Genomic DNA, 15,068 nt, shown 5'->3' on the forward strand with positions numbered 1-15,068 from the left:
ACTGACGAGAGAGCGCCACAGTACCGGCATCGCGGATCAGGCGCGCGGTAGTGTCGGTGTGGTGACGGATGCCACCACACCGAACAGCCCCATCGACGAGATCTCCGAGCGGTACCTCGAGGCGTTCGCCGAGCTTTCGCCGGCCGAAGCCACCTTCATGGGGATCCAGGGCCATGACCACCGGTTACCGGACCTCTCGCCGGCCGGGTTCGAGGCGCTGATCGACCTGGACCGCCGGACGGTCGCCGAGGCATCCGCCGTCCAGGTGACGTCGGCGCGCGAAGAGGTCGCCAAGGACGGGCTGCTCGAGCGGCTCGGGCTCCAGCTCGAGAGCTACCAGGCCGGCGTACCGCAGCATCAGCTCAACGTGATCTCCTGCGAGCCGACGCACATCCGCCAGGTCTTCGATCTGATGCCGACCGCGACCCAGGACGACTGGGAGACGATCGCAATCCGGCTGAACCAGGTCGGTACGACGCTCGACGGCTATCGCGAGACCCTGACCGAGCAGGCCGGCCTCGGGCGGGTGTCCGCAGCGCGGCAGGTCAACGCGCTCGCCGAGCGGATCGCCAGCTGGACCGGCGCCGACGGTGACGACTTCTTCGCCGGGCTCGCCGCGCAGGCGCCGGACTCGCCGGTCAAGGCCACCGTGGAGGCGGCCGCCGCCTCGGCCCGCAAGGCCTACGACCAGTTCGGCCAGTGGCTGACCGCCGAGCTGTTGCCGCAGGCACCGAGCCGGGACGCGTGCGGCCGCGAGGTCTACGCGCTGGCCTCGCGGGAGTTCCTCGGTGCTGCCGTCGATCTCGAGGAGACCTACGCCTGGGGCTGGCAGGAGCTGGCCCGGATCGAGGCCGAGATGGAGACCATCGCGGCCGCGCTCAACGACGGTGACCGCAGTATCGCGGCCGTCGCCGAGCTGCTCGACAACGACCCGGCCCGGATGATCCACGGCAAGGACGCGTTCCGCGACTGGATGCAGCAGCTCGCCGACGCGGCGGTGCAGGAACTGGCCGGCACCCACTTCGACATCCCGGCCTCGATCCAGCGGATCGACTGCATGATCGCGCCGACGTCCGACGGCTCGATCTACTACACCCCGCCGAGTGAGGACCTGACCACCCGGCCGGGCCAGATGTGGTGGGCCGTGCCGAACGGCGTCGAGGACTTCGCCACCTGGCGCGAGGTCACCACCGTCTACCACGAGGGCGTGCCCGGGCATCACCTCCAGGTCGCCCAGACGATGCTGCGGACCGACCTGCTGAACCGCTGGCAACGCGTCGGCAGCTGGGTCTCCGGCCACGGCGAGGGCTGGGCCCTGTACGCCGAACGGCTGATGGAGGAGCTCGGCTATCTCGAGGAGCCGGGCGCGCGACTCGGCATGCTCGACGGCCAGGCCTTCCGGGCGGCCCGGGTCATCGTCGACATCGGGATGCACCTGGAGCTGGAGATCCCGGCGGACAACCCGTTCGGCTGGCGGCCGGGCGAGCGGTGGAACGCGGAGCTCGGGTTCGAGTTCCTGCGGGCCCACTCGCGGATGGAGACCGAGTTCATCCGGGCCGAGCTGCTCCGCTATCTCGGCTGGCCGGGGCAGGCGCCGTCGTACAAGGTCGGTGAGCGGATCTGGTTGCAGGCGCGCGAGGACGCCAAGCAGCGCTTGGGCGCCGACTTCGACCTGCGGGCCTTCCACCGGGACGCGTTGAACCTGGGCTCGATCGGCCTGGACCCGCTCCGCCGCGCCCTCGCCAAACTGTGAGCGCCCCGATGAGCCCTGACCCGGTCGCCACCGGCCCGCGGCCGCGGTTCGTACTCGCGTCGGCGTCGCCGGCCCGCCTGAAGACCCTGCGCAACGCGGGGGTCGAGCCCGAGGTGATCGTCTCGGGAGTCGACGAGGACCACGTCACCGCCGACAGCCCGGGCGAGCTGGCCCGCACCCTCGCGGTACTGAAAGCGCGCGCGGTCGTCTCGACCCTCGACGACCACGCGACGGTGCTCGGCTGCGACTCGGTGCTGGAGATCGACGGCGTCGCCTACGGCAAACCCGGTACGCCGGAGATCGCCCGCGAGCGGCTCCGGATGATGAGCGGCCGATCCGGCATCCTGCATACCGGCCACTGCCTGTTCGACACCTCCACCCGGCAGGAGATCCGCGAACTCGCCTCCACCACGGTCCGGTTCGCCGACCTCACCGAGGAGGAGATCGACGCGTACGTCGCAACCGGCGAGCCGCTGGTCGTCGCGGGCTCGTTCACCGTCGACGGTCTCGGCGGCCCGTTCGTGGCCGGCATCGAGGGCGACTACCACAACGTCGTCGGCATCTCCCTGCCGTTGGTCCGCCGGATGCTGGCCCAGGTAGGGATTTCCTGGCCTTCCCTCTGGGCACCGCCGCGCAAGATTCAGTACGACGAGACCGAAGCCGCCCGGTACGACGAATCCCGCGGCGGCCCCGAACGCGCCAGAGCCGCTGCCGACGCGATCCTCGAGCTGCTACCCAAGGGTGGCCGGGTGTTGGAACTCGCTGTCGGCACCGGCACCGTCGCCGCCGAACTGGTTGCTCAAGGCAACTTGGTGCACGGCATCGACCTCTCGCCCGCGATGCTCCGGCACGCCCGGATCCGGCTCCCCGGCCACGTCGCCGCCGCGGACGCCAGCCAACTCCCGATCGCCGACCGCCGCTGCGACGCAGTACTGGCGATCTGGCTCCTGCACCTGGTGGACGACAGCGACCAGATCCTCGCGGAGGTCTCCCGGGTACTACGTCCCGACGGCGTCTTCATCACCACCACCGAGAAGCGCGAGTCCGCCCGCTACGCGACCGGCCGCACCCCCGACGACCACCGCTCACAGGATGCCCTACCTGTCCTGGTCGCCCGCGCAGCGCAGTACGGCCTCCACCTCGACGGCGCCACAACCTTCCCCGGCCCGCCCTACGGCAACTCACCAGCCCCGATCTACCCCTTGATCAGGTTCCGCCGGCGCTAGTTACGGGTGCGCGCTGGCTCGCCAGGCGTTGGGGCCGGGGTGGAGTGGGCGGGTGTGGTTGCGCCAGTAGGTGGCCCAGTTGCTGGCGTGGTCAGGGCCTGTTGACGGGGCCGGGGTGGGGGCTGAGCGGGCCGCGACGACGGCCAGCAGGGCGGCCAGTTCCTCGGGGGTCGGGTCGCCCTTGGCGATCCGGAGTACAGGTTCGGTCATGGCGGGCTCCGATCAGAGCGGGATGTTGCCGTGCTTCTTCGGCGGGAGGGTGTCGCGCTTGGTGCGGAGCAGGCGGAGGGCGCGGACGATCTCGGCGCGGGTCTCGCTCGGCTTGATCACCGCGTCGATGTAGCCGCGCTCGGCCGCGATGTAGGGGTTGGCGAGGTGGTCCTCGTACTCCGTGATCAGTTGCCGGCGGCGCGCCTCGATGTCCTCGCCGGCCTCGGCGGCGGCGGCCAGTTCGCGGCGGTGCAGGATGTTCACCGCGCCCTGCGCGCCCATCACGGCGATCTGCGCGGTCGGCCAGGCCAGGTTGATGTCGGCGCCCAGGTGCTTGGAGCCCATCACGTCGTACGCGCCGCCGTAGGCCTTGCGGGTGATGGTGGTGATCATCGGCACGGTCGCCTCGGCGTAGGCGTAGATCAGCTTGGCGCCGCGGCGGATGATGCCGTTCCACTCCTGGTCGGTGCCGGGCAGGAAGCCGGGCACGTCGACGAAGGTCAGGATCGGCACGTTGAACGCGTCGCAGGTGCGGACGAACCGGGCCGCCTTCTCGGAGGCGTCGATGTCCAGGGTGCCGGCGAACTGCAGCGGCTGGTTCGCGACCACGCCGACCGGGCGGCCCTCGACCCGGCCGAAGCCGACGATGATGTTGGGCGCGAACAGCGTCTGGACCTCGAGGAACTCGCCGTCGTCGACGACCGCCTCGATCACCGTGTGCATGTCGTAGGGCTGGTTCGGCGAGTCCGGGATCAGCGAGTCGAGCGCGAGGTCGGTCTCATCGGGCTCGAGCTCGGCGACCTCGGCGTACGCCGGCGGGTCCTCGAGGTTGTTCTGCGGCAGGTGCGAGACGAGGGCCTTGACCCACTCGATCGCGTCCTCCTCGTCGCTGCCCAGGTAGTGCGCGTTGCCGGACTTGGTGTTGTGCGTCCGGGCGCCGCCGAGCTCCTCCTGGCTGACGTCCTCGCCGGTGACGGTCTTGATCACGTCCGGGCCGGTGATGAACATGTACGACGACTCGTCCACCATCACGGTGAAGTCGGTGACCGCGGGGGAGTAGACCGCGCCGCCCGCGCACGGGCCCATGATCAGAGAGATCTGCGGGATCACGCCCGAAGCGCGCACGTTGCGGCGGAAGATCTCGCCGTACAGGCCGAGGCTGACCACGCCTTCCTGGATCCGGGCGCCGCCGGAGTCGTTGATGCCGATCAGCGGGCAGCCGATCTTCATCGCCAGGTCCATCACCTTGACGATCTTCTCGCCGAAGACCTCACCCAGGCTGCCGCCGAAGACGGTGAAGTCCTGCGCGAACACGCACACCTGGCGGCCGTCGATGGTGCCGAACCCGGTCACCACGCCGTCGCCGTACGGGCGGTTGGCGTCCAGGCCGAAGGAGGTCGAGCGGTGCCGGGCGAACTCGTCCAGCTCGGAGAAGGAGCCCTCGTCCAGCAGCAGCGCGATCCGCTCGCGGGCGGTCTTCTTGCCCCGGGCGTGCTGTTTGTCCACCGCGCGCTCGGAGCCGGCGTGCACGGCCTCGTCCAGCCGGTGCTCCAGGTCCGCGAGCTTCCCGGCGGTGGTGTGGATGTTCACGGTCTCTCCCATAAGCGGGCACTCTAACGCCTGTGGACCCCGCGCCCAGATGACGATGAACACACCGGATGCCGGAATCCTACTGCGGAGTACGGGGCCCGACGGCGAAGAGTTTGCTGAGCCGGGCGGCCAGGGCCAGGTCGCCGCGGACCGAGAGCCGCTGTTTGAGGACGGCCAGGACCGGGTCCTCGTTGCCGGTGACGATCCGCAGCAGGGTGGCCGCGTCGGTGCGGACCGAGATCGCCGGTGGGTCGCGGTGGCCGGTGAGCACCCGGCAGGTGCCGTCGCTGACCAGGATCCGGTACTCGTCGACGCCGCCGCCGCTCGCGCCGGTGATCTGCCAGCCGACGACCGCGTCGAAACCCTCCGCCCGGGCGGGACGGAGGTACTCCGGCATCCGGCGAAAGATCTCGCGCAACGCGATCTCTCGGACTCCCCCGATGAGCCGATGCCGGAGCTCTCGCTCCGAGGTGCGCGCGACGAGCCGGGACAACTCGCCGAGGTCGAGCGCGGTGAAGTCCTCCGACTCCAGCCACCGCGCACTGCCACGTACGGCCACTCGACGCCTCCCTGGCAGATAGGAAACGCGTCCCTTCGGACACTTCCTACCAGACCGTAGGAATTTCCTACGGGCCTGATAGCTTTGTCAAGTGGTCAGCCCTGAAGACCCGGTTCCGGAACCTCGCCGCCGGGCCGCGCACCTGGGTCCGGAGCGCCGGCGTCCGTTGATCCTGGACGCCGCCCTCGAAGTGTTCTCCGAACGCGGCTACGCCGGTACAACGATGCAGTCGGTGGCCGACGCGGCCGGCGTCACCAAGCCGGTGGTGTACGACTCCTTCGCCAACCGCGACGAGCTCCTGCTCGCGCTGCTGGCCCGCGAGGAGCAGCACCTGGTCATCTCGATCGTCTCCGCGCTGCCGGCCGACCCGAGCGTCGGTACGCCGGAGGAGCACGTGCTCGAAGGCCTCACCGCGTTCCTGGAGACCGCAGCCCAGTCGCCGCGCTCGTGGCGAATTGTGTTCGGAGCGCAGTACGGCGCGGCGCCGGTGGTTGCCGACCGGGTCCGGGCGGCGCGCGCCTTCCTGGTGGAGGGGTTGCGGCTGACTCTTGTGCAATCGTTGCCAGGTGTCACCGACCCGGACGCGAACCTGCCGGTGCTGGCCGAGATGCTGGCCTCGATGACCGAGAGTTGCGCCCGGATGCTCGTTGTCGACGGCACCGACCGCACCCCGGCCGAGCTCGCCAAGATCGTCTCCCAGGTGGTCGGCGGCGGCTTCAACGCCGTTTAGTGCCCTTACTGTCGCGTCACACTGACGTTTCGTCACGATTGGTCACGATCTGCGCTCACCAGTCGGACTGGGAGGCGGCGAGAGCGTGCCCACGGATATCGTGGGCGAACGTGACCGAGACCGGCAGTCAGGCGAGCGCCCGCACCCGTACCCGCGCACGTTTCGAAGTCCCCGAGGAGCTCCGCGCCGACGTGCGCCTGCTCGGCGAGCTGCTCGGCCGCGTACTGGTCGAGTACGCCGGTCAGCCGCTGCTCGACGACGTCGAGAAGCTCCGGGAGCTCACCATCGCCGGTGACGGCGAGGGAGCCGAGGCGCTGGTCGCCACCTGGCCGCACGAGCGCGCCGAGGACGTCGCCCGCGCCTTCACCTGCTACTTCCACCTCACGAACCTGAGCGAGGAGCTGCACCGGGCACGCGTACTTCGGGAGCGCGACCGCGCCAGCGACGCTCCGGCGGTGTCCGAGCTGGCCCAGGCGGTCGAGAAGATCGGTGCCGACAGTGGCGAGCAGCAGGCGCGTGCCCTGCTCAATGGGCTGGAGTTCCGCCCGGTACTGACCGCCCACCCGACTGAGGCGCGGCGGCGCGCAGTACTGGCGACCATCCGGCGGATCTCGACGCTGCTGGAGGAGCGCAGTGACCCGCGCGCCGGTGACAGCGAGCTGGCCGAGAACCGGCGCCGCCTGGTCGAGCAGATCGACATCCTCTGGCGTACGTCCCAGCTGCGGACCAGCCGGCCGACCCCGCTGGACGAGGTCCGCTCGGCGATGGCGGTCTTCGAGGAGACCCTGTTCGATGTCGTCGGCAACGTCTACCGCCGGCTCGACGACGCCCTGGCCGGGGAGTCGGCCGGTATCAAGCAGCCGGTGGTGGCCCCGTTCGTCCGGCTCGGCTCCTGGATCGGCGGCGATCGCGACGGCAACCCGAACGTCACCGCGGCGATCACCCGCGAGGCCATGCAGATCCAGGCTGACCACGTACTGCGCGCGCTCGAGCGGGCGACCGATCAGCTCGGCCGCGCCCTCACGCTGGATGCGGCGACCACTCCGCCGTCAGCGCCGGTACGCCGGATCCTGGAGGACGCCCGGGCGGTCAACCCCGAGCTGATGGCCGACATCGAGACCCGCTCGCCTTCCGAGCCGCACCGCCAGCTACTGCTGCTTGCAGCCCGTCGGCTGGCCGCCACGCGCGCCCGGGACGCCGACTTCGGCTACCCGCGGTCTGCTGACTTCCTGCACGAGCTGAAGGTCCTGCAGGACTCGCTGGTCAGTGCAGGGGCACTGCGGCAGGCGTACGGCGAGTTGCAGCAACTCATCTGGCAGGTGACCTCGTTCGGCTTCCACCTGGCCGAGCTGGAGGTCCGGCAGCACTCCTCGGTGCACACCAAGGCGCTGGAGGAGGTACTGAGCGGTGGTGAGCTCTCCGACCAGACCGAGGAAGTACTGGCCACACTGCGCGTCATCGGTCAGATCCAGCAGCGCTTCGGCCCTGAGGCCTGCCGCCGGTACGTCGTGTCGTTCACCCGGAACGCAGGCGACCTCGCTGCCGTCTACGAGCTGGCTGACGCCGCCATGGACGGCCGGCCGATCGAGCTGGACGTAGTACCGCTGTTCGAGACCGGTGAGGACCTGCAGAACTCGGTGGAGGTGCTGGACAACGCGATCCAGCTGACCCGGGTCCGGCACCGCCTGACGGCCAACGACCGGCGCTTCGAGGTCATGCTCGGCTACTCCGACTCCGCCAAGGACGTCGGCCCGGTGTCGGCCACCCTGGCCCTGTACGACGCGCAGGCGCGCATCACCGCCTGGGCCCAGCGCAACGCGATCCGCCTGACCCTGTTCCACGGCCGTGGTGGAGCGCTGGGACGTGGGGGCGGCCCGGCGAACCGCGCAGTACTGGCTCAGGCGCCTGGCTCGGTCTCTGGCCGGTTCAAGCTCACTGAGCAAGGTGAGGCGATCCCTGCTCGCTACGGCAACGCAGCGATCGCGCAGCGGCACATCGAGCAGGTCACTGCCGCCACACTGCTCGCCTCCACGCCTGGCATCGAGGAGCGCGCCACTGTCGCGGCCGACCGGTTCGCCGTGGTGGGGAAGGCCATGGACGAGGCCTCCCGGGCGACGTACCACCGGCTGGTCAAGGCGGAGGGGTTCGCGGAGTGGTTCGGCCGCGTGACGCCGCTGGAGGAGCTCGGGCAGCTGCCACTGGGCTCCCGGCCGGCCCGTCGTGGGGTGGCCGTGTCCTCGCTGGAGGACCTGCGGGCGATCCCGTGGGTGTTCGCCTGGTCGCAGGCCCGCGTGAACGCGCCGGGCTGGTATGGCCTAGGGTCGGCGCTGGCAGCCGTTGGCGACGTTGCGGTGCTGCAGGACGCGAACCAGAACTGGCCGCTGTTCCAGGTGATGCTCGAGAACGCCGAGATGTCGCTGGCGAAGACCGACCGGCGGATCCTCGGCCGCTACCTCGAACTCGGTGACCGGCCGGACCTGACCCAGCAGATGCTGGACGAGCACGAGCTGACCACGGAGTGGGTGCTCAAGGTGCTCGGCGGCGACCGGCTGCTCAGCGGCCGCCGCGTGCTCGGCCGCGCTGTCGAGCTGCGTAACCCGTACGTCGATGCGCTGAGCTACCTGCAGCTGCGGGCACTCCGGACGCTGCGGACGGATGACTCGCTGGACGAGCAGCAGATCGTCAGGACTCGGCGGCTGCTCCTGCTGACCGTGTCGGGCGTTGCCGCCGGTCTGCAGAACACCGGCTGATGTACGGCGATCTGGAAAGGCCGCCCCTCGACGTTGACTTCCTGCGGGGGCGGCTAGTCCGTCCGGGCTCGCTGTGGCGTCAGATCGACGTACTGGCCGAGACGGAGTCGACCAATGCCGTGGTAGCGGCCGCAGCGCGCGCTGGCGAGCCTGAGGGGCTGCTGGTGGCGGCGGAGTACCAGTCGTCGGGTCGTGGGCGGCTGGGGCGTACCTGGACCACACCGGCCCGCTCTGCGTTGCTCATGTCCGCACTGCTGCGTCCTACGAGTGTGCCGCCGCATCGCTGGCCGTGGCTGGGGTTGCTGGTTCCGCTGGCGGTTGCTGCCGCAGTACGGCGGGTGGGGGAGATCCCTGCTCAGGTGAAGTGGCCCAACGACGTACTGGTCGACGACCGGAAGCTGGCAGGCATCCTGCTCGAGCGGGTGGACGGGCCGGCGGCGATCGTGGGGATCGGGCTCAATGTGACTCTCAAGGCGGAGGAGCGACCCACAGAGGTAGCCACGTCGATGGCGCTCGAAGGTGCGGCGACGACCGACCGGGCCACTGTGCTGGCCGCAGTACTCCGGGAGCTGGAGACTCGTTACCGGACCTGGGTGGACGCTGCTGGAGACCCAGAGGTGATCCTGCCGGACTACCGGGAGCTGTCAGCCACCTTTGGGCGGCAGGTGCGCGTGGAGCTGCCCGGCGGCGTCTTCCTGGAAGGCACCGCTACGGATCTGGATGCCGATGGCCGGCTGATAGTGCTCACCGCCGACGGCCCGCATTCCCTGGCCGCCGGCGATGTCACGCATGTGCGGGCTACTGAGTAAAGAGCTTGGCCGCGGTGATGAGTGTCTGGATGATGCCGTAACCGAGTAGCACCGCTACCAGCGCCCAAGAGACGACCAGGCGGGGATTCATTTGGCTGCCTCCATTGCGGTTGCCTTGGCTGGTTCGTGGAACCGGTCGGCGACCGGCCGGATCAGCAGGTTGGCGACGAAGCCGATCGCCAGGACTCCGACCATGGTGAACAGCGCGGGCCGGTAGGCCTCGGCCGTCAGCGTGCCCGGTTTCCCTTCCCTGTCGAGGAATCCGTTGATGATGAGCGGCCCGGCCACCCCGGCGACCGACCACGCGGTCAGCAGCCGGCCATGGATCGCGCCGACCTGATAGGTCCCGAAAAGATCCCGCAGGTACGCCGGTACGGTGGCGAAACCGCCGCCGTAGAAGGACAGGATCACCGCGGCGAACAGGACGAACAGCGCGGTGCTGTTGTGGCCGACGGTCGCCAGCAGCGAGTAGAAGATGATGCCGACGCCGAGGTACAGCGCGTAGATCGGTTTGCGGCCGATCAGGTCCGAGGTCGTCGACCAGGCGAACCGGCCGGCCATGTTGAAGATCGACAGCAGGCCGACGAAACCGGCGGCCGCGGCGATCGCGACGCTCGACTTGCCGTCCGCACCGCGGAAGAAGTCCTGGATCATCGGGCTGGCCTGCTCCAGGATGCCGATGCCCGCGGTGACGTTGCAGAGCAGGACGATCCAGAGCAGCCAGAACTGCGGGGTCTTGATCGCGTTCGCCGCGGATACATTCGCGGTGGTGACGAGGCTTTTCGCCTTCACCTGCGCGGGATCGAAACCGTCCGGCTTCCACCCTTCGGCGGGCACGCGGATGTTGAAGACGCCGAACATCATGATTGCGAAGTAGCCGATGCCCAGCGTCAGGAACAGCGCGACGAGCGCACCGCCGCCGGCCACCGATCCCGAGTTGCTCGGGTTGTAGCCGTCGTCGTACAGGCTGAGGAGCTGGCGGGACAGTGGGCTCGCGACCAGGGCGCCGCCGCCGAAGCCCATGATCGCCAGGCCGGTGGCGAGCCCCGGGCGGTCAGGGAACCATTTGATCAGGGTGGAGACGGGCGAGATGTAGCCGATGCCGAGCCCGATGCCGCCGATCACGCCGTACCCCAGGTAGACCAGCCAGAGCTGGCCGGTACCGATGCCGAGGGCACCTACTCCGAAGCCGGCGGCCCAGAAGCAGGCCGAGACGAACATCGATTTGCGCGGCCCGTTGCGCTCGACCCAGGTGCCGCCGATCGCGGCGGACAGCCCCAGCATCACGATCGCGATGCTGAAGATCACCCCGATCGCGGTCTGGCTGGTGTCGAAGTGCTTGGTCAGCGAGGTCTTGTACACGCTGGTCGCGTACGCCTGACCGATGCACAGGTGCACCGCCAGCGCGGCGGGCGGGATCAGCCAGCGGCTGTACCCCGGCGGCGCGACGGTGTGCTCGCGATCGAGTACCGACAAGATGCCCATCACGGCTCCTCACTGGTGAAGCCCCCCAGATGGTGACGCTGTGCCCCTTGCGCATTGCGGACAGTATGCGATCGGTGGCAGTCGTGTCGACCGGCGACAAGCGGACCCCGGAACTGTGAGACTGGGACCATGGCGATCTCGGCGAAGTTGTTGGGTGAGGACGAGTACGTCGTCGTCAGCACCCGGACGCACTGGAAGGCACTGATCTTCCCGGTGTTCCTGTTGCTCGTGGTGGTGGCGGGCGGCGCGTTCCTGGCCGCCGTGGTGCCGGAAGGCAGCATGCAGGGTCCGGCCCGGATCGCGATCGGCGTGGTCGGCCTGCTGATCCTGCTCGGGTTCGCGGCCAAGCCGTTCCTGAACTGGTTCTTCTCCAGCTACACGCTGACCAACCGGCGGCTGATCACCCGGCACGGCATCCTGACCCGGACCGGCCGGGACATCCCGCTGATGCGGATCAACGACGTCTCCTACGAGCACGGCCTGATCGACCGGATGCTGCGCTGCGGCACCCTGCAGATCCAGTCCGCCAGCGAGGGCGGCCAGGTGGTCCTGCCCGACGTACCGCACGTCGAGCAGATGCACCTGAAGATGTCCGACCTGCTCTTCGGCGGCCCGGACGGCAAACCCGGCGACGGCTACCTCGACGACGAGGCCCCGCCGGAGCCCCTCCGTCGCCGCGAAGCCAGGCCCGTCGCCGAGCCCGACTCCGAAACCCTCTTCAGCTCAGAAGACAACGACCGCCGGTGACCGGCCTGGTCAGAAGATCTCGATGCTGGCCGGTGCAGTTGGCCAGCGGAGGGCCGCGGTGGCGAGGTTGAGCGCGCCGGGGGTGTGCTCGACGACTCGGCCCGTGGTGGCGAATTCGGCCAGGGCGCGGCCGCCGAGGTAGGTCGCGCCCAGCTCGGTCACGGAGAGGGTCAGGTCGGCCGTTGCGTCCGTGCGGTCGCACTGCACGGCCTCGCCGTCCGCGACGAGTCGGTAGCGGCCGGCGTTGGCCGGGATCACCTCGTCGGTCACCTCGAGCACGAGGTCGAGCGGGACGGCGTACCGGCGCTGTTCGAGGGCTCGGGCGACGTCCGTCACGCGGAGCCACAGGGACTCGCTGATCCGTCGGTCCAGCGCCGTCGGGGTGGTGACGAGTTGCTGCAGCGGCTCGTCGACCGCGGCGAAGCCGAATCTGAGCTTGGCGGCCAGATCGAGGGTCAGCAGGTGCTGCCACAGGAGCTGGTACGCCGCTCCGGTCGCCACCAGCTCTTCGACGTGGACCTCGCTGGCGGGACCGGTCGGTCCCCAATCCATCTTGCCGCGCCAGAGGGCGTAGCCGTCGATGGTGCCGGTCTCGTCCCGGTGCACCAGGATCTGGCGAGCGGTCTTGCCGCCGCGCTCCTCCGGCTTGTCCTTCAGCCGGCCCTGCCACTTCAGCTCCGACCGGCCGGACACGCCCGGTCGCCGCTCCTGCAGTCCCCGCAGCAGCGACGGGAGCTCCTTGAGGGCGTCATCGACGGTCAGCGCGCTGATCTCACCCGGACGGGTCCGCACCTTCGACGGCCCGACCCGATGCAGATCGACCTCGTACTGCGTACTGAACGCGGCAGCGCCGTACCCGAAGCGGCCGTAGATGCCGGCCTCGCTGGCCCACAGCACCGCGATCGCTTCCGGTACTTCGCGCAGTTGCCGGGTGATCAGCTCGGCCATCAGGCCCCGCCGGCGATGGGTCGCCCGGACGCCGACGCCGGTCACGTGCGCGGCCGGCACGATCGCGCCGGGGACGGACAGGTCGCGGGTCAGCGCCCGCGTAGTACCGACGATCTCTGCTCCGTCGGTCGCCACCAGTCCGCGGTCGGGTTCGAACAGTCTTCGTCCGAGGTCGTCGACGGACGGCTCGAACATCATCGCCCCGGCGAACAGGGCGCCCATCTCTTCGTAGTCCTCGGCACGGGCCTGGCGAACGGGATACTCGGTCACCATCGCATCCTCACACGCCGAGCGGCCCTGTGCAGCCGGGTTTTAGCGAGGTTTTGCGGAGAGCGGCAGGGTTGAGGGTGCCGCTGGGGGTTCAGCGAACGGCGGGGAGGTCGCCGGTGTTGTCGGCGTCCAGCGCGGCCGGGGTGTCGGGGGCCTTCGCCTGCTGCTCCGCGTCTTCCAGGGCGAGCTCTTCCCTGAAGACGAACTTGCGGTAGGACCAGAAGCGGAACAGCGTGCCGAGGCCGAGGCCGACGAAGTTCGCGGCGATGTTGTCGGCCAGCCAGCTGTGCTGGTCCAGGACGTAGCGGGAGAAGCCCAGGCAGCCGGCCGCGATCAGCAGGCCGATGCCGTTCAGCACGAAGAAGAGCACGTACTCGCGGTGCAGCCCGGTGCGCTCACGGTGCCGCCAGGTCCAGTGCCGGTTGCCCAGGTAGGTCGCGATGGTGGCGACGGTGACCGAGATGAACTTCGCGGTGACCGGCTTGTCGTGCAGCATGCCGTTGCTCGACTCGCCGAGGACGAGCGGGTTGTCGAAGACCAGCCAGTTGTAGATCGGCAGGTCGACGACCATGCCGAGGAGTCCGACCAGACCGAACTTGGCCACTTCGTGCACCAGGTGCTCAACCTGGCGATACAGCGTTGTGACGATCTTCAACGGACCTGGGAACTCTCTGTGAACGCGGATGACTGTGCGGCAGCTTCCCACGGTACCCGGCAACGGGTCAGACCCCGAAATCTCCGCCGGCACCTTGACGAGTCCTTGACGCCGCCGGGGAGGGTCGGATGTCCGCACATTAGGCTCAGCCCCGTGAAGTTCGAGCGCACAGATCTCCCGGTCGGAACTCCTGTCGTAGGCATGGTCGGCGGCGGCCAGCTGGCCCGGATGACCCAGGAAGTGGCGGTCGCGCTGGGCATCCAGCTGCGGGTGCTCGCCGAGGGACCCACGGTCTCCGCCGCCCAGGCCGTCGCCGACGCCCCGGTGGGCGACTACCGCGACCCCGAGACCGTACGCCGGTTCGCCGCTGAGGCGGACGTGGTCACCTTCGACCACGAGCACGTCCCGACCGAGCTGCTCCGGGCCCTGGAGGCCGAGGGAGTCAAGGTCCGCCCGGGCCCGGACGCCCTCGTGCATGCGCAGGACAAGGCGGTGATGCGGCAGCGGCTGGACACCATCGGCGCGCCCGCCCCGGCCCACCAGGTGGTCGCCTCGAAGGCCGACCTCGACGACTTCGCCAAGCGCATCGGCGGCTTCCCGATCATCCTGAAGACCACCCGCGGCGGGTACGACGGCAAGGGCGTCTGGGTCGCCACCAGCGCCGACGACCCGGTCGTCGACGAGGCGTTCGCCGCGAACGTGCCGATCCTGGCCGAGGAGAAGGTCGACTTCGTCCGCGAACTGTCCGCGATCGTCGCCCGGTCCCCGCACGGCCAGGCGGTCGCCTACCCGATCGTGGAGTCGGTCCAGCGGGACGGTATCTGCGTCGAGGTCACCGCCCCGGCGCCCGGTCTGAGCGCGGATCGCGCGGCCCAGGCGCAGCAGACGGCGTTGAAGATCGCCGGTGAGCTCGGCGTCGTCGGGATCCTCGCGGTCGAGATGTTCGAGGCCCGCGACGGCCGGCTGCTGGTCAACGAGTTGGCGATGCGGCCGCACAACACCGGTCACTGGTCGATCGAGGGCGCGGTCACCAGCCAGTTCGAGAACCACCTGCGCGCGGTACTGGATCTGCCGCTCGGATCACCGGCGGCGCGGGCGCCGTACACGGTGATGGTGAACGTGCTCGGTGGGGACGTCGAGGACATGCATCTCGGGTTGCTGCACTGCATGGCCCGGGATCCCGGGTTGAAGGTCCACTTCTACGGCAAGTCCGTGAAGCCGGGCCGCAAGGTCGGCCACGTGACGGCGTACGGGGACGACCTGGACGAGGTCCGCGAGCGCGCGCGCCACGCGGCGGCGTACCTGACCGGCACCATCGACGAGTAAGAGGGCGACA

Annotated in this window: 14 protein-coding genes; 7 read left to right on the forward strand and 7 right to left on the reverse strand. The window is 69.6% G+C overall.

Annotated elements, in window-relative coordinates:
* The first annotated feature begins 61 nt into the window (after window positions 1-61).
* Window positions 62-1,753 carry a DUF885 domain-containing protein gene (locus tag ACQPYM_RS07740; protein WP_433017051.1) on the forward strand — a complete coding sequence of 564 codons (1,692 nt, stop codon included), beginning with the start codon at window positions 62-64 and terminating at the stop codon, window positions 1,751-1,753.
* Window positions 1,754-1,761: 8 nt separating this feature from the next.
* A complete protein-coding gene (locus tag ACQPYM_RS07745) occupies window positions 1,762-2,979 on the forward strand; it encodes a Maf family nucleotide pyrophosphatase (RefSeq protein WP_433017054.1) in 1,218 nt (405 codons plus the stop codon).
* Here ACQPYM_RS07745 and ACQPYM_RS07750 read toward each other — a convergent pair whose 3' ends face one another.
* The 3 genes from ACQPYM_RS07750 to ACQPYM_RS07760 form a co-directional block, all read right to left on the reverse strand.
* Window positions 2,980-3,189: an acyl-CoA carboxylase subunit epsilon gene (locus ACQPYM_RS07750; RefSeq protein WP_433017056.1), complete on the reverse strand. Its 210-nt coding sequence runs from the start codon at window positions 3,187-3,189 to the stop codon at window positions 2,980-2,982.
* Between the two features lie 12 nt (window positions 3,190-3,201).
* On the reverse strand, window positions 3,202-4,791 hold the full coding sequence (locus ACQPYM_RS07755) for an acyl-CoA carboxylase subunit beta (protein WP_433017059.1): 1,590 nt from the start codon (window positions 4,789-4,791) through the stop codon (window positions 3,202-3,204).
* Between the two features lie 67 nt (window positions 4,792-4,858).
* Entirely contained in the window at window positions 4,859-5,338 is a 480-nt protein-coding gene (locus tag ACQPYM_RS07760; protein ID WP_433017062.1) for an SCP2 sterol-binding domain-containing protein, read from the reverse strand.
* 91 nt (window positions 5,339-5,429) lie between these two features.
* Between ACQPYM_RS07760 and ACQPYM_RS07765 the strand changes: the two genes are divergently transcribed.
* The 3 genes from ACQPYM_RS07765 to ACQPYM_RS07775 all read left to right on the forward strand — a co-directional run bounded on the left by ACQPYM_RS07765 (window position 5,430) and on the right by ACQPYM_RS07775 (window position 9,627).
* Window positions 5,430-6,068, forward strand: coding sequence for a TetR/AcrR family transcriptional regulator (locus ACQPYM_RS07765; RefSeq protein WP_433017065.1), 639 nt, complete (start codon window positions 5,430-5,432; stop codon window positions 6,066-6,068).
* 110 nt (window positions 6,069-6,178) lie between these two features.
* Window positions 6,179-8,818 carry a phosphoenolpyruvate carboxylase gene (locus tag ACQPYM_RS07770; protein WP_433017068.1) on the forward strand — a complete coding sequence of 880 codons (2,640 nt, stop codon included), beginning with the start codon at window positions 6,179-6,181 and terminating at the stop codon, window positions 8,816-8,818.
* Window positions 8,818-9,627: a biotin--[acetyl-CoA-carboxylase] ligase gene (locus ACQPYM_RS07775; protein ID WP_433017071.1), complete on the forward strand. Its 810-nt coding sequence runs from the start codon at window positions 8,818-8,820 to the stop codon at window positions 9,625-9,627. Before ACQPYM_RS07770 ends, ACQPYM_RS07775 begins: the two co-directional genes overlap by 1 nt.
* On the opposite strand, the gene ACQPYM_RS07780 is transcribed toward ACQPYM_RS07775, so the two are convergent.
* Window positions 9,617-9,718 carry an MFS transporter small subunit gene (locus ACQPYM_RS07780; RefSeq protein ID WP_433017074.1) on the reverse strand — a complete coding sequence of 34 codons (102 nt, stop codon included), beginning with the start codon at window positions 9,716-9,718 and terminating at the stop codon, window positions 9,617-9,619. The two genes, ACQPYM_RS07775 and ACQPYM_RS07780, sit on opposite strands and share 11 nt — an antisense overlap.
* Window positions 9,715-11,112, reverse strand: coding sequence for an OFA family MFS transporter (locus ACQPYM_RS07785; RefSeq protein ID WP_433017077.1), 1,398 nt, complete (start codon window positions 11,110-11,112; stop codon window positions 9,715-9,717). Before ACQPYM_RS07785 ends, ACQPYM_RS07780 begins: the two co-directional genes overlap by 4 nt.
* Before the next feature lie 129 nt (window positions 11,113-11,241).
* On the opposite strand from ACQPYM_RS07785, the gene ACQPYM_RS07790 reads away from it, so the two are divergent.
* Entirely contained in the window at window positions 11,242-11,859 is a 618-nt protein-coding gene (locus tag ACQPYM_RS07790) for a PH domain-containing protein (protein WP_433017080.1), read from the forward strand.
* A gap of 9 nt (window positions 11,860-11,868) precedes the next feature.
* Here the strand turns inward: ACQPYM_RS07790 and ACQPYM_RS07795 are convergent, their stop codons facing one another.
* Window positions 11,869-13,077, reverse strand: coding sequence for a GNAT family N-acetyltransferase (locus tag ACQPYM_RS07795; protein WP_433017083.1), 1,209 nt, complete (start codon window positions 13,075-13,077; stop codon window positions 11,869-11,871).
* Window positions 13,078-13,168: 91 nt separating this feature from the next.
* Window positions 13,169-13,732 (reverse strand): GtrA family protein, encoded by a 564-nt coding sequence (locus tag ACQPYM_RS07800; RefSeq protein WP_433017086.1) that lies wholly within the window; start codon window positions 13,730-13,732, stop codon window positions 13,169-13,171.
* Window positions 13,733-13,885: 153 nt separating this feature from the next.
* Between ACQPYM_RS07800 and ACQPYM_RS07805 the strand changes: the two genes are divergently transcribed.
* Window positions 13,886-15,058: a 5-(carboxyamino)imidazole ribonucleotide synthase gene (locus ACQPYM_RS07805; RefSeq protein ID WP_433017089.1), complete on the forward strand. Its 1,173-nt coding sequence runs from the start codon at window positions 13,886-13,888 to the stop codon at window positions 15,056-15,058.
* Window positions 15,059-15,068: the final 10 nt, after the last annotated feature.

Source organism: Kribbella sp. CA-294648 (assembly GCF_050943845.1).
In the GTDB taxonomy this organism is placed as follows: domain Bacteria; phylum Actinomycetota; class Actinomycetes; order Propionibacteriales; family Kribbellaceae; genus Kribbella.